We start from the raw sequence: 20734 nt of genomic DNA, 5'->3' as shown, positions 1-20734 counted from the left end.
CGCGCAATCGCAGCTGCGACTGCCGCTTTGCGTGGGTCAACTTCCGTTTCGGTTGCTGTTGTTACTGTTTCCGTGGCTATCGATTCAGGTTGAGATTGTTCTTGTGCCGCTTTTTTGGCTTTCGCACGCGCAAGTGCTGCATTTACCGCAGCTTTTCTAGGATCTTCATTGATATCTAGAGATGGGGAGCTCAATTGTTCATTTACCATTTTTTCGGCTTGTTTGGCTCGAGCTTGTGCTTTGCGAGCTTCTCTAGCGGCAATGACCGCACTGTTATCCGGTAGCTCACCAGAAATAATTTTGATAGGTTCATTGGAAAGCTTTTGCTTGGCTTTAACTCTTGCCAATGCAGCATTAACAGCATCGTTATTTGTGTCATCAACTTGTACAGCTGCTTTTTTATGGCGCTCTGCACGAGCAAGTTTATCTCGCTCCATACGCTGCTGTTTAGCTTCAAAACGCAATTTAGCTTCAGCAGAACGGCGCTCTTCTTGGGTGAGTTCACGGATTTCTGCTTTTTCTTGGCGATAATACTGCACTAAAGGAATATTACTTGGGCAAACATAAGCGCAAGCACCACATTCAATACAATCGAATAAGTTATGTTTTTGCGCTTTTTCGTGCTCATTTCCTTTACTAAACCAGTATAGCTGTTGTGGTAGTAATGCAGCGGGACAGGCGTCAACACAGAGTCCGCAGCGAATGCAGGCTTCTTCTAATGCTTTTTGGCCAACTTCTTCCATTGTTGGAACTAAAAGGCAATTACAAATTTTAACGACTGGCACATTTAAGTCAGGCAGGGTGAAACCCATGAGTGGACCACCCATGATCACCATTTGTTCTATCTCGGGTATAAACCCAGATTGTTCAAGAAGATATTTTACAGGAATCCCAAGTCGAACCCAAAAATTGCCTGGTTTTTTAATAGCTTCACCAGTGACAGTGACGACGCGCTCAATTAATGGCTGTCCATCAATTACTGCGCGCTTAATGGCAACGACAGTACCGACATTTTGCATTAAAACACCAATTTGAGAAGAACGAGCCCCCGAAGGGACTTCTTTACCTGTTAGTATTTTAGTTAATTGTTTTGCGCCACCTGAGGGATATTTTGTCGGGATAACTTTAACGAGTATTTTGTTGTCTCGCTTAGTGATAGCTTGTTTTAACGCCGCAATAGCTTCAGGTTTATTATCTTCAATACCAATTAATACTTGGTCAGGATTTAAAAGGTGTTGTAAAACTCGGCATCCTTCAATCACTTCAATTGCATGTTCCTGCATTAATCTATCATCTGCTGTAATGTAAGGCTCACATTCAGCAGCATTGATAATCAATGTATTAATAGCATCTTGCCCACCGGCAAGTTTTGATGCGGTAGGGAACCCTGCACCACCAAGGCCGGCAATACCAGCTTGCTCAATTTTTAGTAGTAATTGGGCCGTAGTAAGTTGTTCATAATGCTTTTCTGGGAAGAGTGGGCACCACTCATCATTTCCATCTGATTTAATTCGAACACAAAGTTCTTTAAGACCTGATGGATGGGCCGTAACCATTGGCTCGATGGCCGTAATCGTACCGGATGTTGAGGCATGAACCGGAACTGTTCGACCCAATCCTTTCGTTAAAGGCTGTCCTTTTAAAACATGGGCGCCGACAGTAACAATTAATTCACCTTCAGGGCCTAAATGTTGTTGTAAAGGAATGATGATTTCATCAGGAACAGAGGCAATGCGCATAGGCACTTTACTTGACTGCAATTTCATTTCAGGTGGATGAATACCACCTTTAAAGTCCCAAATATCATCGTTTTTTAGCCAGCTAAAAAGCTTAAACATGTGACTCACCTCTAGTTAATATTTGGCGTTGTTCTAGAGGTTCCACAGAAATATTTTTGACAGGGATCGAGTTAAGATCCCATTTCCAGTTTGCGGTAGTCGTTTTCACAGGGACCAGCTCAATACAATCAGTTGGGCAAGGCGCAACGCAGAGGTCGCAACCAGTACACAAATCTTCAATTACTGTATGCATGGCGCGTGTTGCACCAACAATAGCATCAACAGGACAGGCTTGAATGCATTTCGTACAACCGATGCAATTCTCTTCATCAATAATGGCAACTTTACGAATAGGGTTTAGCGCTGAGTCATCACCATCAATAGGTTGAGGATCAACATTCATTAGTTCTGCAATTTTGAGCATGACAAGCTCGCCACCCGGTGCGCATTTATTAATCATTTCACCATTATTAGCCACGGCTTCTGCGTAGGGGCGACAACCAGGGTAGCTACATTGACCACATTGACTTTGTGGTAAAATCGCGTCGAGCTTTTCAACGATTGGGTCTTGTTCAACTTTAAATCGTAGGGATGCATATCCGAGGATCAGACCAAATATAAGGCCTAAAACAGCTAATATGCCAATTGCAATCCATAAAGACATCATTAGAATTTCACCAAACCACTGAAGCCCATAAATGCAAGAGACATCAGACCTGCGGTAATCAGCCCAATTGAAGAACCTCGAAATGGTGCAGGGACATTTGCGATAGCAAGGCGTTCCCGGATGGCGGCAAACAACACCATAACAAGAGAAAAGCCAACTGCTGCGCTAAATCCATACATTGCTGACTGTAAAAAATTATGGGATTGATTGATATTGAGTAAAGCGACACCTAGCACTGCACAGTTTGTGGTGATCAAGGGTAAGAAAATACCGAGTAAACGATAGAGGGTTGGACTCGTTTTTCTAACAACCATTTCTGTAAATTGCACCACAACTGCGATAACCAGTATAAAGCTGAGGGTGCGTAAATAGAGTAGGTCGAGAGGGATAAGAATTAAGGTGTCCATTAGCCAAGAGCTAATAGAAGCTAGTGTCATAACGAATGTTGTCGCAAAGCCCATTCCAATGGCGGTCTCGAGTTTTTTTGATACGCCCATAAAAGGGCATAGGCCGAGGAATTTAACGAGGACGAAGTTGTTAACCAGCACCGTTCCAACAAATAGAAGAAGATAGTCAGTCATTTCATTGCCTGAAAATAGAAATAAAAGTACAAAAACTGGCTATAGCCAGTTAAACAGTCTGTATGATAACAATCTATTTTTGTGATGCTTATCGATCTTGTGTGAAAGTCATTTTAACGCGAACAGAACGTTTTAAATATGGGACAAAGAATCCTGCGCCAAATAGTGGCCAAGCGAGAACTTGTAATGCGGTCTTATCATCAATCGTTGAGAATGCAAAAGTTTTTAAACCAAGCAGCAATAAAATCAACAACCAAATAATAAATCGGCGAGGAAAATGGCGAGAATGTGAAAACATCAGTCGAAGGATATAGACACTAAACAGTGTCATCGCAATAGAAATGGCAAAAGATACATACCATTCCATCGGTATGAAATTCGTCCAATTTTCAATGGTGGTTACTATTTCATAGAGTTTAATGAAATACATCACTGTCATGCTGCAAACCGCTAAAAAGGTGAGTAATAGGTAAGTTGCTGGTACGAGTAACCAGCCAGTGATACGGTTAGCGTTATAAACAGAGGCCATAAAATTAAAAGTCCATTAATGTAAAACGTTAGCTATATTAACATGATGATATTTTTTGATCCTACCATAGATTTATTTGCTAATTAATTCATTCTGATGGTACTTTTTTAGCTATCTATACTTTTCTGACTATTTAAGTTAAATGCATCTACGAGGTCAATATGTCTAAGCCGATTAAAGTTGGTATTATAGGGTATGGTTATGCGAGTAAAACATTTCATACACCATTTTTAGCCCGTCTTGCCGGTTTTGAATTAACCGCGATTTCAAGTAGTGATCCAAGTAAAGTAAAAGCAGATTGGCCTAATATTAATGTCGTTTCTTCGCCAGAAGCGATATTTGCTGATCCTGAAATTGAATTGGTTGTTATACCAACACCCAATGACACTCATTACCCACTGAGTCGTGATGCACTTGCAGCGGGTAAGCATGTTGTCGTCGATAAACCTTTTACATTAAATGTTGAAGAAGCGTTAAAGTTAAAACAGCAAGCAGAAAAAGCGGGGAAATTACTCTCTATTTATCATAATCGCCGTTGGGATTCAGGATTTCGTACCGTTAAAAAACTTCTTCAAGATGGCTGTCTCGGTGAGATCAAATATTATGAATCACATTTTGATCGTTTTCGTCCGGTTGTAAGACAACGCTGGCGTGAAGCTGATATTCCGGGAGCGGGTATTTGGTATGACTTAGGGCCTCACTTATTGGACCAAGTCTTACAGTATTTTGGCAAACCTAAAGGTATTACCGTTGATCTGGGTAAAATAAGGCCTGGCGCGGAGGCTGTGGATTACTTCCATGCAATGCTTGAGTATGCAGATAAAAAAGTTGTACTTCATTCAACTATACTCGCAGCAGCCCCCATGCCAATTTATATTATTCATGGAATGAAAGGTAGTTATGTAAAGTATGGATTAGATACGCAAGAAGATTGCTTGAAAAATGGTTTATTCCCACAAGATGAGAGCTGGGGAGAAGATCAAAACAAAGGAATAGTTACCCTGTCACAAGGTGACGAATTCATTACTCAAGAGTGGTCGAATGAAAAGGGCAATTACGGCGGCTATTATGAGGCAATTCATGATGCTATCCGATTAGGTAAAGCAAACCTAGTTACGCCAAATGAAGCCATTGATATAATGAAATTGATTGAAGCTGGTATACTTTCCGCAAAAGAAAAACGGACAATTGAAGTCATTTTTTAAGATTTAATTTAATGATAGAGCCTGCGATAAACAGGCTCTTATTTTTGGATAATAGAATGAATTTACTAGCGAAGTTTAGAATAGATCCTTTTTTGTTAATTATGATATGTGTGGTTGTAGTGGCGAGTCTATTTCCTTGTGAAGGTGAAATTAAGACAGCCTTTAAATACTTAACCACAGCTGCAATAGCATTATTGTTTTTTATGCATGGTGCTAAATTATCTCGAGAGTCAATTATGGCGGGTGTAGGGCATTGGAAGCTACATCTATTAGTTTTTGCCAGTACATTTATTTTATTTCCTATCATAGGGCTAGGTTTACGCTTTTTGGTGCCAGATTGGATGTCTCCAACGGTATATATGGGCTTTTTATATTTGTGTGCGTTACCTGCCACCGTTCAATCTGCCATTGCTTTTACCTCTGTTGCCGGCGGTAATGTTGCTGCTGCTATTTGTAGTGCATCGGCATCAAGTATTTTAGGTGTTTTTCTCTCACCTATACTGGTTGGTTTTTTAATGGATGCTGACGGAAGCGAAGCTATTGATACACTCAATGCAATTGGCTCGATACTGATGCAATTAATGTTGCCATTTGTTGTTGGACATTTAGCGCGCCCATTAATTGCCAATTGGATTAATCGTCATCGTAAATTAGTTAATATCACTGACCGGTCATCGATACTGTTAGTTGTTTATGTTGCTTTTAGCGAAGCAGTGGTAGAAGGGATATGGCAACGGATTGATGCATTTTCATTATTGATGATATCAATCGTTACCTGTGTGATTTTATTTATTGTTATCGTTATTAACACTACAGCGGCACGCTTATTTGGTTTTAGTAAGGAAGATGAGATAACCATCGTATTTTGTGGTTCTAAAAAGAGTTTAGCTAATGGAGTGCCAATGGCGAATGTACTTTTTCCTGCTGCGACAGTTGGGGTGATATTATTGCCACTGATGATCTTCCATCAAATTCAGCTAATGGTGAGTGCAGTATTAGCGCAAAGGTATGCAAAACGCTTATTGAATAAATAAAATTTAATTCACGCGATGGTTTGGCTAATATCGCGTGAGTTATTATTAAGTTAGAATAAAACCCCATTTTAGTTACAACATACTTAGGTGTTAATTACTTATATTACATCAGCATCTGTGTATATTTTTATTAAGGAGGGGAGTTAAACAGGATGAAATAATTTATAAATCACCCTGTTTTGAAGATAGCGAAGGTATTATCGTATGGCCACTTTCTGGATTAATGCTGCTTTTTCACTATCTGATAAAAATGCCATTGCTAGTCCGTTACGTTGAATTTGCTCAATGTCGCTGAGACTAAGTCCCGCTTGTGGCGCTGCAATTTCATATTCATAAGGAAGTTCAATCCCTTGCACGGCAGGGTCGTCAGTATTAATTGAAGCTAACACACCGTTTGCTAAAAATGTTTTCAATGGATGATTAGCCAAAGAGGTTACTGTGCTAGTTTGAATATTCGAGGTTAAACAGCTTTCAATGCCGATTTGATTCTTAGCCAAATATTCCATTAATGATGGATCTTCAATAGCTTTGACTCCGTGACCTATCCGTTGTGCACCAAGCTCATTAATCGCATGCCAAATGCTACTTGCTCCTGCTGCTTCACCAGCGTGAACGGTAATATTTAAGTCAGTATTTCGAGCTTTTAAAAAGTGGTCTTCAAACAATTTACCGGGAAAACCGAGTTCATCACCAGCTAAGTCTAATGCACATAACTTGTCACGATGGGCGAGAAGTCCAGCGAGTTCAAGTGAGCATGCTTCTTGACCAAATGTACGGCTAAGAATACCAATTAAATTAATTTTGATGTCATATTGGCGACAACCCGCTTGAACACCATCAATAATGGCTTCTACGACTGCCTCAACGGGTAATTGATGTTTCATTGCCATGTAGTAGGGAGAGAAACGTAGTTCTGCATAATCGATGCCAGCTCTGAATGCATCTTCCACATTCTCATGTGCAACACGCTTACAAGCGTCTAGGTTAGCAAGAACAGCAACACCCCAGTCTAGCTTAGCTAAAAAACCAACAAGATCAGCCTCTTGTCCAATGATTTGAACATGGGGCCTTAATGTTTCTAGTTCATATGCAGGCAATTCAATATTGTGTTGCTCAGCAAGCGAAAGAATCGTTTCTGGGCGAATATTTCCGTCAAGGTGGCGATGTAAATCAGTTAAAGGTAAGCGTGTATTTATCACGTAGTGACTCCTTATCTATTTTCTATTCTTATATTGGCTGTTATTGCAAAAAAATCAATGTTGAGTCACGCAATATGTGAAATAAATACATTTGTTACATTAAAAATCAGATGCCTGTCACATAATAATAGAGTGGTTATCGATAGATACAAAAACGCCAGTCAATTAATGACTGGCGTTTTATTCATTACTTTATAGAAAAAAGTAAATTATTGAGCAGGAACTGCTTCCGCTTGTGGTGCTATTTCAACAGGTTCAGCACCTTCTGCTTCCATTTGTACTTCTGGTGCAGGTTCTACTTCTGAATTCATATCATCAGCTGGGTTAGACATTACTTTCATTTTAGTCAAGAATTCAGCTAAAGTGAATTTGTCTTGGTTAAAAGTAATATCATTGCCTGCAAATTTAATCGTCATTGTTAAGTCAGTTGCGCTATCGACCATCCAAGGCGATTTCTTCTGTTTTGCTTTCGCAGCACGTTCTTCATCTGTCATGAACATTTCTTCAAACGGAGAAGAGAACATATCAGAAGTTAACATTTGCTGAACACCAGCAAACTCAGTCGTGATTTCATCTTTCATTGCTTTTTTAGCGGCAGCATCAACTGGGACACCTTGGTCTAAAATCATCACTTGAGTCATTGATTCAATAAGCATTGGCTTATTAAGTTTCATGCTAAAGTCAAAAGAGCTGATGAGCTGTTTAATTGCTTCATCTACTTTATTAGACATTGCTAGAGCTGTAATTTCGTCTTGATTCCATTTATTAAACGTTATGTTTAAGTCAATAGAACTTTGGCCAGCTTCGTTTTTCCAAGTAAATGGACTAACAATGAAAACTGGTTTGCTTTTCATTAGTTCTGGCAGTGTTGTACTCATCATTTCCATTGCTAACTTTTCAGTTGCTTGTGATGGGTCACCACTTGCTAGACCTTCGCTAAGAGCTTTGTTGTATTGCTCAACAAATTTACCTAAAGCTTTAGCATCTAATTTTTCAATAGCAACTGTGATCTGGCCTGAACCTAAGTTTTCACCAAGTGCTTTTAAGTCGCCGATGCTGTAGGAAACATTACCTTTAACATCTTCACCGTTAATGGATGTATCACTAGCAATTTTGAAATCTTTAAAAGAGAATTTAGTTTCTGGGATATTGAAATCAGTATCTGCAATGACAAATTCTTGTGTACCTGTATAGAAACCGTACTGTGATTTTTTCACATTAGAAACAAGTTTTAAGCCTTTTAAGGTCATTGTTTCTGATTTATCAGTTTTACCCATCACCAAACTGTCAGTGATTAATGAAGCGTCTACAGACTCTAGGTCAGCTGAAGTAGAGACGTCCAATTTAGAACCACTGAATGATAATGCAACATCATCTTTATTATATTCAACAGGGATAAGTTCTAAGTTAGTATCAATACTTTTAGAATAACCAATTACAGCTGTGCCCGTAATGAATGGTTTACCCTTAGTTGCTTCAAATAGTTCTTTAGTTGTCGCATTGTTGGCTAATTCCATATGAGTTGCAGCCAGTTTTGGCATTAAATTAAATTTAGCAACTTGAGAAATAGGGAATGGACCATGGTCAATATTGGCTTTAAATACGATAGCGTCTGTAGGTGTTGCTGAGTCAGCAGAGCTGATCACGATATCTGCTTGTGAAGAGAAAACACCACGTTTGTAATTTTCTACTTTAAAATTCACGCCCGCTTCAGGGGTATTTACAGCAAAAAAATCGTTGGTTTTAGTAACTACTCTATTGAGTTCATCTTCAACTTTTGAGCCTGTGTACCATGATGCTCCAGTCCATACCACACCTACAGCAACGATAACACCAATCGCGACTAATGACTTTTTCATTATAAACATCCATCCTTTCAGTACGTTTTTAACGCACCTTAAAATATTGTATAAGTTTTATATAACCGTTTTCATATTACTAATAAAAAACAGGTTAAATACAGAATTTGACACTAAATATTAAATACTCGGGCAAGCTTTCCATTACCTTTAATGGAAATACTTTCCTCATAAGCAGGTAAAAATATTGACTCTCCAGAACCAATATTGATGATATCATTACCTGAGCTCAAAACTAACTCACCTTCAATACAAAACAGTATGGAAGCGGTATTGTTATCGACGGCTATTCCCGAATCGTTAATAGAATATATATTAAATGAAAAATCTTCTACTGGAATATTATATTTCCAGATATTTCCATATTTTTCAGGGATGCTCAGTAAATCATCAGCCTTGGTAGGCTTAAAGTCAATGTTAGCAATAAGTTCTGTAATATCAATATGTTTATTGGTTAATCCTGCACGTAGAACATTATCTGAATTCGCCATTACCTCTAAACCAACCCCTTCTAAATAAGCATGGGGTGTTCTCGCATATAAGAACATTGCTTCTCCGGGTTGCAATTCAACAACATTAAGAAGAAGTGGTGAAAATAATCCATTATCTTCAGGATACAGACTCACCATTTGTTTAATGGAGTTCCAAGGTTCACCTTGACGACTATTTAACGCCGCTTTTAACACACCTAATGCAAGTTCTTTTTGTTCTCCAGCAAGATTAAGAATTTGTGCAAAAAGCCTTGCAAGTTTTTCTTCACTCGGTGATTGGACAAACAACTGGATATCAGGATGTGCAGCAGAAACAAAATCAAGTAATTGCGCTATTTCTGACAAAGGGCGAAATGCATTCATTGCTTTAAACGGTGTTAAAGCATAAATCAATTCGGGCTTATGATTGTCATCTTTATAGTTTCGAATAGGGGAGTCTAAAGAAATACCTGCGGCATTTTCTTTTGCAAAACCAACCTCGGCATAAGTCTTATTCGGGTGTACTTGGACAGATAAAGGTTGCGCCGCACATAACACTTTAAATAGATAAGGTAACCGCCCATAGTGCAGAGCGATATTTTTTCCTAGATATTTATCAGGATCACTACTAATAAGCGTTTCAAGCGAAATAACTTGATTTGATTCAGGAACAATAACGTCAGAACTGGCTTTCGGATGAGCACCCATCCAAAGCTCAGCCATGGGTAAATTATTAGGGTTCGATATGCCATACAGCTTAGTAAGTGCTGTTTTACTACCCCAATCATAATGTTGAACTTTATTTATCATTTTAAGCATAGCAAAACTCTCTTCTTTTTAGAAAATCAACTCATTTCCTTTTTACAACAACACAATAAGCTCGACTAAGTCTCATAATTGAAATTCAATTTGTGGCATCATACTGCTCGGTTATTTGCTTACCTGCAAGCAGATGATTCTAAAATCAATTATTCTGTGTATGTATCTAAGGAGATAGTAATGGCAGCCACTCGCATTGAAAAAGACTCAATGGGACCAATTGAAGTACCTGCTGACCAATTGTGGGGCGCGCAAACGCAGCGTTCTTTAGAACATTTCCGTATATCTGTAGAAAAAATGCCCGTTGCTCTGATCCACGCACTCGCTATCACTAAAAAAGCAGCGGCTAGTGTGAATATGGATTTAGGGTTATTAGTTAAAGAACGAGGCGATGCCATCATTGCAGCAGCAGATGAAGTTTTAGCTGGTAAACATCCAACTGAATTTCCTCTCGCTATCTGGCAAACTGGTTCTGGTACTCAAAGTAACATGAACATGAATGAGGTGCTAGCGAATCGTGGTAGTGAAATTCTAGGTGGACAAAGAGGGAATGACCGTCTTATCCATCCAAACGATGATGTAAACAAAAGCCAAAGTTCAAATGACGTATTTCCTACTGCAATGCATGTTGCAGCAGTTGTTGCTATTCGTGAACATCTCTTACCTGAGCTTAGAATCCTACAGAAAACATTGGATGCTAAAGCAAAAGCGTTTAAAGATATCGTTAAGATTGGACGTACTCATCTACAAGATGCAACCCCACTGACATTAGGCCAAGAAATTTCTGGCTGGGCAACTATGTTGGCAAACAGTGAAAAGCATATTGAAAATTCAGTTCCACATGTATGTGAGCTTGCATTAGGTGGCACGGCTGTTGGTACCGGATTAAACACGCATCCTGAATATGCGGTTCGTGTGGCGAAAAAAATCGCGGAGCTAACAGGGCAGCCATTTATTACGGCGCCTAACAAATTTGAAGCATTGGCAACCTGCGATAGCCTCGTTCATGCACATGGTGCACTTAAAGGATTATCTGCATCATTAATGAAAATAGCTAATGATGTTAGATGGTTAGCATCAGGTCCACGTTGTGGTATTGGTGAGATTTCAATTCCAGAAAATGAACCAGGTAGTTCTATCATGCCAGGTAAAGTTAACCCTACTCAGTGTGAAGCTTTAACGATGCTTTGTGCTCAAGTTATGGGTAATGATGTTGCTGTTAATATCGGTGGCGCATCGGGTAATTTTGAACTCAACGTATTCCGCCCAATGTTGATTGATAACTTCTTACAATCAGTTCGTTTATTAGCTGACGGTATGCGCAGCTTCAACGAGCATTGTGCAGTCGGTATTGAACCAAATCGTGAGCGTATTGAAAAATTACTTCACGAATCACTGATGTTAGTCACTGCATTGAATACCCATATTGGTTATGACAAAGCAGCTGAAATTGCCAAAAATGCACATAAAGAAGGGCTTACTTTGAAAGAGTCAGCACTTAAATTGAACTACTTAACTGAAGAACAATTTGATGACTGGGTTCGTCCTGAAGACATGGTTGGTAGCATGAAGTCATAAGCTATTGGAAAAACCAAAGCTTGTTAAATTAGAACACCTGCTGATTTAAAACAGTAGGTGTTTTTTTATTCTTTAACTGATTAGCGTTCTATATATAAATTTAGACGAGGAATAATTAATTCTACCGGTTTTGATTTAGGCCGATTACGAATAGCAATATTATCCATATGATAATCAGGAAGATCGCCGATAACAATGTCTGTAAGCTCTTTGTCTACCGCGAAAACAAACAAAGGTGTGGCACAAGCAAATTGTGTTTGTTTTTGTTGTTCCTTATCCCAAACTCTAGCAATAGGTTGAACTTTAACGGGGCGTTGTGTTTTTAGAACGGCATCATGAGGCAGCGAATGAATAAGAGCTATTTCATTCATCAGTTGTATTTGCCATTGTTCTTTAGGAATGTCACTTGGCCCTCGGCCACTTTCAAAACTGTCTTGCAGACGATTAAGAACCTCTTCTTTAGTCATTTTATTGATTACTTTTTTGTTTGCCCAACCAAAGCGAATGGTATCAATATCAGAAAGTAGGGTGAGGGTACGGTAAGTATTTAGCGTTAATAACCCATGAAGGCTTTCTCTTATAAAATCAAAACGTTGTGATTCGTCTAGTTGAGTTACTATTTTTTTTATTTCAATTTTTAATAAATTAATTTGAGTTATTAATTTATCAAACTGCAGATATCCAGCAGGTGATGTTTCAACACAAATTGCTCCTGGTAATCGTATCGCAGATTTATTACTAACAAGACCTGATTTTTTATGGATAAATAATAGATTTATTAGCTGGATAATGTCATTAAGCGCTTTTTTCCCTGTTACTTTTTCGACTAATATTGAAGATATTTCACTGGTTTCATCACCTTTGAGTATTTCAGGTAAACGGAATACATTAGCTGTAAACATAGATTGCGCTAACAATAAATGACTGAGTTCATTTATGTAGGCTTCTAAATGATTGAAACAATCAATTAAATTTTGCTTATTGTTATTCATGTTTTTATTTAGTTACAACATTCTGTATATGATAAAAAACAAGGTAACATTAGCATTGACGATTATCAATGCTAAACCATAAAAAAGGGGGCTAAAAAGAAAGTACCGATAGATAAACGGTTTCTGAAGTGTCGTGAGTTATTTTAACAGTTCGTAATTTATATCGATATCAATAGCTTGATAAAATGCGTTTTGAGTATCACTTATTGTCCATACCGCTAAAATAACATGATAACCATTGTAATTCTTTGGTAAATCACAGCGATGATGCACTTGAGCCTCTGGTATTTCTAATTTCTCAACCTTGCAAAAGGGGGTTAAATTAAACTGACTTCGAGATAATGGCTGGCTGGCGTCCCAATTAGGATTAGTAATGAAATATTCCCATTTAGAAGTTTTATGTACAGCAGTAAGCCGCCAATAAAAATCGACATTGCTTTGATTTATTTTATTATGCTTCCAACGAGAAGTTTCTTGTAAATCAATTGGATAAAATCTAGCTATGCCTGCACTTGCTAAATGCCCATCAGCAGGCCCTTGTTGGGGGAACCCTTTTAAGCCCTCGACTGATTGTGGCTCATATTGCACAGGGCCGCAGTCAATATTATTTTTTAATTTACATTGATATGCTCGGCTCGCTGGGGATTCAACATACCCGTGAGACCAAACCAAAAAACTGCAACACAGCAATAATGGAAGTAACAGAAATTGTTTCATTGAATATCCTCATCATTTATAGAAAATATAGAGTCTATTAATGATGAGAATAGATAAATTTCATTTTTTATCAGTAGTAAATGATAGGTTAGCAGTTAATTTTTAATTTATAAGCAATCATGGCGCCAAGTAGCAACATAGCCGCTATAAAAATAGCAACGCCATTCCAACCATACTGAGACCAAAATATACCCCCGATAGTCCCAGCGACACTTGAGCCAGTATAATAACTAAATAGGTATAATGATGATGCTTGACCTCGAGCGCGTTTTGCTCTTCGTCCAACCCAGCTACTCGCCACTGAGTGCGCAGCAAAAAATCCGGTAGTCAGTGCAGTCATGCCCAAAAGAATAACCCAAATATTAGGGTGTAATGTTAGTAAAATCCCAATGAGCATAAAGACTAGCGATGCGATTAAAATATTACCGAATCCATATTTTATGGTCAGGCTGCCCGTTTTAGTCGCACTATAGGTACCTGTTAAGTAGATTAACGATAGCATTCCGACTGTAGATTGGCTCAAATTATAAGGTTCTGCTAATAGGCGATATCCAATGTAGTTATACATGGTGACAAAACCGCCCATTAAGACAAAGCCTTCAATAAATAGCCATGGTAACCCTTTATCACGCAAGTGAAGATGCAAGTTAACCCATAAGCTTTTAGGTTTAAGGGAGCTAGCTCTAAAATGTTGAGAAGGGGGTAATAATCGCCAAAATCCGATAGCAGCCAATAAGGCCAATGTTCCCAAAATGACAACCGCAATTCGCCAAGAATAAAAATCAGCAATCACACCCGTCATAAGCCTTCCGCTCATTCCACCAATAGAATTACCACTAATATAAAGCCCCATAGAAAGCGCAACATAGCTTGGGTGAATTTCTTCACTTAAGTAGGTCATTGCAACTGCAGCAACACCACTCAAAGAGAGTCCAACTAAAGCGCGAACAATTAAGATACCCTGCCAACTTTCCATGACAGAACTGAGTAAAGTAAAAAGAGCAGCGCAAGTTAATGAGATAGCCATAACATTTTTACGGCCTATAGCATCTGATATTGGCCCGGTAATCAATAATCCTAATGCCATCAATCCAGTACTTAAAGATAAAGATAAACTTGCTGTTGCTGGCGAAATATTAAAATCTTCAGATAGCAGCGGTAAGATAGGTTGTACAAAATATAACAAAGCAAATGTTGCAAATCCTACGGTAAAGAAAGACAAAGTTACACGTAAATATAAAGCATCATCACGTTGTATATAATGCTTTTTGGGGGGGGCAGGTATAGGTTGATCAGCGTCAAAATCATTAACTGAATGTTTTTCATCGACTGATTGGTCGGAAATTAGACTATTTGATGATTGTTCCATGAATATTCCTTGTCTGATCAACCTCATATCATTTGATTTCGATCAAAGAATAGAAATTTTGCAATCTTTTGTCTAATATATTAATAATAACAAATGATACTTTTAAAATATCAATTAAATAAGAGTACAGCATGAGTATAGAATTAAGACATTTGCGTTATTTTATTGCTGTCGCTGAAGAGCTTCATTTTGGCCGTGCAGCTGAACGCTTACACATATCTCAGCCGCCATTAAGTCAACAAATTCAAATTCTTGAAGAAAAAATCAACGCTAAATTACTTGAACGTAATAATCGGAATGTTTCTTTAACACCCGCGGGGACTATGTTTCTTAAAGAAGCGTACCAAATTTTATCCCAAGTCGATGCCGCTGCAATTAAAGCAGCGCGTATGGAGAAAGGAGAATTAGGCGAGCTCTCAATCGGCTTTACCTCTACAACACCTTTTATGCACAAAGTGACGATGAGCTTACGTCAATATCGAGAAACTTACCCTGATGTATCTATTCATATGCATCAGATGAATACCAAACAACAAATAGCACCCTTGATAACAGGCCGTATTGATATTGGAATTATGCGTAATACGCTATTACCTGAACAACTTGATTATCAACTATTATTTAAAGAACCTTTTATGGTCGCGGTATACGAAGGACATCCGCTATTAGAGTTTGAAAATACAGGCATTGATATCAAGCAACTCGCTAAATATCCGCTAGTTTTTTTTGAAAGAGAAGTTGGCACTGCGCTTTACGATGAAATTAGCCAATTACTCGCTTCTGCCGGCGTGGTGCCAACAATATCTCAAGAGGCAGGGGAAGCCATGACGATTTTAGGTTTAGTCTCCGCTGGTATGGGAATTTCCATAATTACGGAATCATTTACGCGAATGAAAATTGATGGTGTACGATATATAAAATTAGCTAATATTAAAACGGTTTCTGAAGTGTGGTTAGTTTACAATACTCGTAGAGTTCTACCTGCCGCCGCTAAAAAATTAACCAATTTACTACTTGCAAATATTGTTGGTACTCTGAAGTGATCGAGATCACACTTACTGTGCATGTGAAATCATTATTACACATATTAAGGCATAATAACTAATTGCTTTGTAAAGGATTTGGGCGCTAGCCATGTTAAATCAAACCGGTCATATTGACCAAATTAAACAACTAAACACTGGAATAGTGTATCAAGTCATTGATCAACATGGTCCAATCTCTCGTATTTCACTATCTAAACAATCTCAGTTAGCACCAGCAAGTATTACCAAAATAACACGTGAACTAATAGATGCACATTTAATAAAGGAACTTGAATTTCCTGTTTTAGGCCTACGTGGTAGACCAGCGATTGGATTAGTGGTTGAAAGTGAAGGTTGGCAATTTCTTGCAATTAGAATTGAAAATCAAAAGGTTAACATTGCACTTAATGAAATAAATGCTAGAACTCTTGCTGAAAATGAATATCCATTTCAAGTGCGAAACAATACCGAGTTTTGTGAATCTCTTTCATCGCTAATTAGTCAATTTTTTGAATCCAATCAACAGTATCTAGAGCGTGTCACTGCAATTAGTATTTTATCTGATGGTATTTTAGACTCTCATTCAAAGATTATTTATCGATTGCCCAATTTTGATATAAATAATTTACATATTGGTGAATACTTAACAGAAAAAATAGGTCTTCCAGTTTATCTGCATTCATCAGTAAATGCTTTGGCATTAGCCGACCATTTTGCAAACTCTGCGAACCGAGTGGCAAATGTCATTTATCTACAATTAGATAAAATAGTTAATGTCGCCGTATTAAATCATAGCCAAATTTTGGAAACAAATACTCACCGCCCAATTCTTTTTGGTCATATTCAAGCAAGTAAAAACAATGATAGGCAATGCTATTGCGGGGGGGTTGGTTGCTTAGAAGCGCTTGTTTCAATGCCTGCGATTATACAGCAAGCACAAGCCTTACTTACAGATTTTCCATTATCAATATTAAATAATGGTTTAATATCACTAGAATCCATCTGCCATGGAATATTAAAAGAAGACAAATTATGTCTCTTTCTAATAGACAAAGTTGCGGAGCAACTCGCTACACCTTTAGCTATGATGGTAAATATCTTTGGAACTCAGTTAATTTTAATCAATTCACCATTAAATTCTGTATCAACTGTCTTTTTTTCTCGCTTATATACTTATATAAGTCAGCAATCAACTCCTCTGTATCATTTACATTTACAGATAGAAAAATCTAAATTTTCCATAAAAGAAAGTGAAACCTCATTAATTAAACAGTCATTATATGATGGTTCTTTGCTACTGCAATTATTACAAGGCTAATATCTATTAATAAACTTTTCGCTATCTTGCATAAAATTGAGCTAACGCAAAATTATCAATTTCCCATTCTAATAAACTGAATCCATATCATTTTTACAGCCTTTTGCTGCACAGTCTGTCACTTCAGGATAGAAATACCATGATGAACCTATTTATTACCGGGACAGATACAGATGTCGGGAAGACAGTATCGACGCTTGCAATATTGCAGGCTCTTAATCACCAAGGAATTAAAGCTGTTGGATATAAGCCAATAGCAGATCAATGTATTGATACTCCGGAAGGAACCAGGAATAAAGATGCATTACTCATTCATAGCGTATCTAAAAATCTCGTTTCTTATGATGAAATTAATCCAGTAAGGATTGTTGATAATTATAATCATAAAAACATCATAGATTTTAGTAAAATCAAACATGGGTTAGAACATCTTAACGACCAATGTGATGTTGTTGTAATTGAAGGTAATGGCGGTTGGCGTTATTTGTTAGATGACAATACTTTTTATGCAGATTGGCTTAAAGAAGAAACCGTTGGGGTGATCCTTGTTGTTGGTATTCAAAATGGCTGTGTGAATCATGCGCTATTAACCGCTGATGCTATTAGAGCTGACGGCTTACCGATTGCAGGGTGGATTGCGAATAGAATTAACCCGGGTTTAGCTCACTACGCACAAATCATTGAGAGACTACAGCAACATATAAAAGCTCCATTATTAGGCGAGATCCCTTATCTATTAAGGCCTGAAGAAAGAGACTTAGGTCATTATCTAGATTCAGAAAAACTGCAAAAGTCCATAAGGCGTTCTGCTCAGTAGTATGTCTAATAGAAAAGGGCGCTTAGCGCCCTTTAGTGTACTTTAAAAGTAAAAAATGATTAATGACGAGTATAAATGATTTTATAAGAATCATTTTGACAATGACCTACCACTTGTCCTTTTGATGGGTCGACCTCATCATTTGGGACAGCGACTAAGCTAAAATTATCCGCAGGTACGCCATTATTAATAATTTTCTGTTTAATCTCTTCAATTACGCTTTCACATGATGCTTGAGCGAAAGCAGGTGCAAGTACCATTAAAAATAATGGTATTAAAATTTTCTTGTACATGAAACCTCCCGATTAATGAATAGATTGTAAATCAATATATTATGGTCTTGCTAGGGGGCGACCGGTGCTTACATCAAGGCAGCGTTTAGTACTAGGCTCCCAATATGCATTCAAGTTAACGCTTTTTTCACAATTATCTTTTGCATCAAAAGCTGAGTCGATTTTATCAAACTCTTTTTCGGTACGCGTATTCACTTTAGAACGTAGCATTCGTGTCTCATCCCATTGCTGCTTTTCTTGACGAGCTTGTTCTTTATTTAACGAATCGTCGCCTTTACCCACAGAAACACAAGTGCTACCCGCAGTACAAGAGGTATTTGCTTGCGCCGATGATACCCAAAGTAACGGTAGGCAAAAACATATTGCAGCGAAACTATTTTTTAAAAACTTTTGTGATGAGCTCATATCAATTCCTTACTGACCTAGATAGTTAAACATAGTATAGCTAAAAGTAGCCAGTTTCGTCTTTATAGAATAGTACGAAAGTTATTGCTCTTTATGTATAGTTAAACCTGCAAAAGTTTGACATACGGGCATCAATTCTAATGTATTTACATTCATACGGGCAGGGAGGGTTGCCACCCAAAACACTGTTTCTGCAATATCATCTGGCGTTAGTGCGTCTGCACCTTTATAGATATTTTCTACTTTACTATCATCACCTTTAAAACGAACATTTGAGAATTCAGTACCTCCGACTAAACCAGGCTCAATGTCGGTTACGCGAATTTTTTTACCTTGTAGATCAGCACGTAAGCCTAAAGAAAATTGTTTCACAAAGGCTTTGGTTGCACCGTACACATTGCCACCTTTATATGGCCAAGTTGCGGCGGTTGAACCAATATTAATAATATGGCCGTGATTATTTTCGACCATTCCTTGCAAAATTTCGTAGGTCATATTAACCAAACCTTTAGTATTGGTATCTATCATGACTTCCCAATCATCAGGGTTCGCATTAAATGCAGGCTCTAGACCTAATGCAAGTCCTGCATTATTGACTAATATATCAATCTTTTTAAGATTAGCCGGTAAATTAGCCACCGCATCTTGGATTGCTTTCCTATCTTGCACATCAAGAGTTAAAGGATAAAAATTCTCACCTAATTCATTACGTAGAGCATCCAACCTTTGGGTTCTTCGGCCTGTGCCAATAACGGTGAAGTTATGTTGTATAAATTTACGTGCGATTGCTTCACCAAAGCCAGAAGTTGCACCTGTCACTAGTATAATCATGAATACCTCAAGGTTTTTATTGTTGTTCAATCATAAGTTCAATAGTAAATCCATTCTAACGCTATCTCGACTTAACTACAAAAACCAAATAATCTGAACTTACGGTTATCCGTTACCGGTGTAACTTTATAAATGAAAGTCGACAATATTCGGTTGGTTAAGAAAATCCAATTAAGTAAAGATGTAGTGACGATTAAGTGCGAAGAAAATAATGGGCTTACTAAATATTGATTAGAACACATTCAGTTTATGGATAGGATCTGACTTTAAAGCCTAAAAATAGCAACATGATTAATCAGCCAGAACGCTGGATTTCTTCATTTCACATCTAGGTTCGCATAATGCATATTATGTTAAATTGACTAAATGAATTACTGAACATTCATGCTATAACCATTATATTGGGGATCTGCGTAAAATCCCCAATATGTTCTTTGGGCTCATTGTCTTGACTTAGCTTTAGAAAAACATTTTCTAAATAAGATGAAGTCTCAACCTATTATTTTAAGTACTCATTAAATATATGCGAACCTAGGATACGAATCACTTCTGAGCGCTCCTCTAAGGAGGTATCCCCTTTTCTAACATAAATGCTGATAAATACAGGTTCATGATCATTTGACCAGACCATCGATGTTATACCCCTGATCCCATAATCACTTGCACCTGATCTATCTGCAATTTTCCATCCTTTAGGCAGAGATGCTCTAAGCATATTGTCAGCGACTTTGTTATTCATCATCCATTCTTTTAATTGATCTTTGGATGCATTACTGAGTACTTCTCCAGTCAAAATATTCTTTATACTTAGGCTCATCGCATTCGGAGTCGTTGTATCACGCAAATCATCTACGGGATTTGTAGATTCTGATCGACCCAGCCACAAATAGCCTTAACAGTGACCAATAAGCTCCCCCCTAGTTCCGTCAATTTATATTCAACTTTAGGTGGTACAACTGGATAGACATGACGAGATATAAGACCATCTCGCTCTAATTGTCGTAATGTTTGTGTCAACATTTTTTGGCTAATACCATTAATATGCTTACGTAATTGGGTAAAACGAAGTTTTTCATTTTTCCCCAACGCATCAATAACGAGTAATGTCCATTTATCTGCAATTCTATCTATTACCTCACGAGCCAATAATTGTGAACGAGAGTTTGTATCTGTAATCTTCATGGTTTCCATCGAGAAACTCCGTATGAAAAAAGTGCCTACTTCCTATTTATAGCATGGTCTCTTATA

20 protein-coding genes and 1 pseudogene are annotated in these 20734 nt (G+C 37.8%); 6 read left to right on the top strand and 15 right to left on the bottom strand.

Features of this window, described 5'->3' with window-relative positions:
- From rsxC to ACTH6U_RS02755, 4 genes and pseudogenes are all read right to left on the bottom strand, one after another.
- A pseudogene (gene rsxC, locus ACTH6U_RS02770) lies at nucleotides 1-1838 on the bottom strand (electron transport complex subunit RsxC); the annotation flags it as partial.
- The gene (gene rsxB, locus ACTH6U_RS02765; RefSeq protein ID WP_294103864.1) at nucleotides 1831-2445 is read right to left on the bottom strand and encodes an electron transport complex subunit RsxB; all 615 of its coding nucleotides are present in this window, start codon (nucleotides 2443-2445) and stop codon (nucleotides 1831-1833) included. The gene rsxB and the pseudogene rsxC, both read right to left, overlap by 8 nt.
- The gene (gene rsxA / locus ACTH6U_RS02760; protein ID WP_294103863.1) at nucleotides 2445-3026 is read right to left on the bottom strand and encodes an electron transport complex subunit RsxA; all 582 of its coding nucleotides are present in this window, start codon (nucleotides 3024-3026) and stop codon (nucleotides 2445-2447) included. Before rsxA ends, rsxB begins: the two co-directional genes overlap by 1 nt.
- An 88-nt stretch (nucleotides 3027-3114) precedes the next feature.
- On the bottom strand, nucleotides 3115-3555 hold the full coding sequence (locus ACTH6U_RS02755; RefSeq protein WP_441831542.1) for a DUF2569 domain-containing protein: 441 nt from the start codon (nucleotides 3553-3555) through the stop codon (nucleotides 3115-3117).
- A gap of 161 nt (nucleotides 3556-3716) precedes the next feature.
- Between ACTH6U_RS02755 and ACTH6U_RS02750 the strand changes: the two genes are divergently transcribed.
- On the top strand, nucleotides 3717-4760 hold the full coding sequence (locus ACTH6U_RS02750; protein WP_441831541.1) for an oxidoreductase: 1044 nt from the start codon (nucleotides 3717-3719) through the stop codon (nucleotides 4758-4760).
- Nucleotides 4761-4816: 56 nt separating this feature from the next.
- A complete protein-coding gene (locus ACTH6U_RS02745; RefSeq protein WP_294103860.1) occupies nucleotides 4817-5794 on the top strand; it encodes a bile acid:sodium symporter family protein in 978 nt (325 codons plus the stop codon).
- A 197-nt stretch (nucleotides 5795-5991) separates the two neighbouring features.
- Here ACTH6U_RS02745 and add read toward each other — a convergent pair whose 3' ends face one another.
- The 3 genes from add to manA all read right to left on the bottom strand — a co-directional run bounded on the left by add (nucleotide 5992) and on the right by manA (nucleotide 10141).
- Nucleotides 5992-6993, bottom strand: coding sequence for an adenosine deaminase (add, locus tag ACTH6U_RS02740; RefSeq protein ID WP_441831540.1), 1002 nt, complete (start codon nucleotides 6991-6993; stop codon nucleotides 5992-5994).
- 209 nt (nucleotides 6994-7202) lie between these two features.
- Nucleotides 7203-8852: a YdgA family protein gene (locus ACTH6U_RS02735; protein ID WP_294103858.1), complete on the bottom strand. Its 1650-nt coding sequence runs from the start codon at nucleotides 8850-8852 to the stop codon at nucleotides 7203-7205.
- Nucleotides 8853-8965: 113 nt separating this feature from the next.
- Complete coding sequence (manA, locus tag ACTH6U_RS02730) at nucleotides 8966-10141, bottom strand: mannose-6-phosphate isomerase (RefSeq protein WP_294103857.1); 1176 nt, start codon at nucleotides 10139-10141, stop codon at nucleotides 8966-8968.
- A 180-nt stretch (nucleotides 10142-10321) separates the two neighbouring features.
- Here manA and fumC point away from each other — a divergent pair, with 180 nt between their 5' ends.
- Complete coding sequence (gene fumC, locus ACTH6U_RS02725; RefSeq protein ID WP_294103856.1) at nucleotides 10322-11719, top strand: class II fumarate hydratase; 1398 nt, start codon at nucleotides 10322-10324, stop codon at nucleotides 11717-11719.
- Between the two features lie 80 nt (nucleotides 11720-11799).
- Here fumC and tus read toward each other — a convergent pair whose 3' ends face one another.
- The 3 genes from tus to ACTH6U_RS02710 form a co-directional block, all read right to left on the bottom strand.
- Nucleotides 11800-12711 (bottom strand): DNA replication terminus site-binding protein, encoded by a 912-nt coding sequence (gene tus / locus ACTH6U_RS02720; protein WP_294103855.1) that lies wholly within the window; start codon nucleotides 12709-12711, stop codon nucleotides 11800-11802.
- A gap of 138 nt (nucleotides 12712-12849) precedes the next feature.
- Nucleotides 12850-13428, bottom strand: coding sequence for a lytic polysaccharide monooxygenase (locus ACTH6U_RS02715; RefSeq protein WP_294103854.1), 579 nt, complete (start codon nucleotides 13426-13428; stop codon nucleotides 12850-12852).
- Nucleotides 13429-13516: 88 nt separating this feature from the next.
- The gene (locus ACTH6U_RS02710) at nucleotides 13517-14797 is read right to left on the bottom strand and encodes an MFS transporter (protein WP_441831539.1); all 1281 of its coding nucleotides are present in this window, start codon (nucleotides 14795-14797) and stop codon (nucleotides 13517-13519) included.
- Nucleotides 14798-14928: 131 nt separating this feature from the next.
- On the opposite strand from ACTH6U_RS02710, the gene ACTH6U_RS02705 reads away from it, so the two are divergent.
- The 3 genes from ACTH6U_RS02705 (at nucleotide 14929) to bioD (ending at nucleotide 17957) form a co-directional block, all read left to right on the top strand.
- Nucleotides 14929-15840, top strand: coding sequence for a LysR family transcriptional regulator (locus ACTH6U_RS02705; protein ID WP_441831538.1), 912 nt, complete (start codon nucleotides 14929-14931; stop codon nucleotides 15838-15840).
- 91 nt (nucleotides 15841-15931) lie between these two features.
- Entirely contained in the window at nucleotides 15932-17140 is a 1209-nt protein-coding gene (locus ACTH6U_RS02700; protein ID WP_294103851.1) for an ROK family protein, read from the top strand.
- Nucleotides 17141-17279: 139 nt separating this feature from the next.
- Nucleotides 17280-17957, top strand: coding sequence for a dethiobiotin synthase (bioD, locus tag ACTH6U_RS02695; protein ID WP_294103850.1), 678 nt, complete (start codon nucleotides 17280-17282; stop codon nucleotides 17955-17957).
- 59 nt (nucleotides 17958-18016) lie between these two features.
- Here bioD and ACTH6U_RS02690 read toward each other — a convergent pair whose 3' ends face one another.
- The 5 genes from ACTH6U_RS02690 to ACTH6U_RS02670 all read right to left on the bottom strand — a co-directional run bounded on the left by ACTH6U_RS02690 (nucleotide 18017) and on the right by ACTH6U_RS02670 (nucleotide 20677).
- Nucleotides 18017-18250, bottom strand: a complete 234-nt coding sequence (locus ACTH6U_RS02690; protein WP_294103849.1) for a DUF1161 domain-containing protein — start codon at nucleotides 18248-18250, stop codon at nucleotides 18017-18019.
- Between the two features lie 39 nt (nucleotides 18251-18289).
- Nucleotides 18290-18655: a DUF1283 family protein gene (locus ACTH6U_RS02685; RefSeq protein WP_441831537.1), complete on the bottom strand. Its 366-nt coding sequence runs from the start codon at nucleotides 18653-18655 to the stop codon at nucleotides 18290-18292.
- Nucleotides 18656-18736: 81 nt separating this feature from the next.
- Entirely contained in the window at nucleotides 18737-19486 is a 750-nt protein-coding gene (ydfG, locus tag ACTH6U_RS02680) for a bifunctional NADP-dependent 3-hydroxy acid dehydrogenase/3-hydroxypropionate dehydrogenase YdfG (protein WP_434718987.1), read from the bottom strand.
- Between the two features lie 499 nt (nucleotides 19487-19985).
- The gene (locus tag ACTH6U_RS02675) at nucleotides 19986-20330 is read right to left on the bottom strand and encodes a serine hydrolase (protein ID WP_441831536.1); all 345 of its coding nucleotides are present in this window, start codon (nucleotides 20328-20330) and stop codon (nucleotides 19986-19988) included.
- Nucleotides 20331-20335: 5 nt separating this feature from the next.
- Nucleotides 20336-20677, bottom strand: coding sequence for a winged helix-turn-helix transcriptional regulator (locus ACTH6U_RS02670; RefSeq protein WP_441831535.1), 342 nt, complete (start codon nucleotides 20675-20677; stop codon nucleotides 20336-20338).
- Nucleotides 20678-20734: the final 57 nt, after the last annotated feature.

This window comes from Providencia sp., from assembly GCF_052096715.1.
Classification (GTDB): Bacteria; Pseudomonadota; Gammaproteobacteria; order Enterobacterales; family Enterobacteriaceae; genus Providencia.
This window is presented reverse-complemented; position numbering and strand designations above follow the sequence as displayed.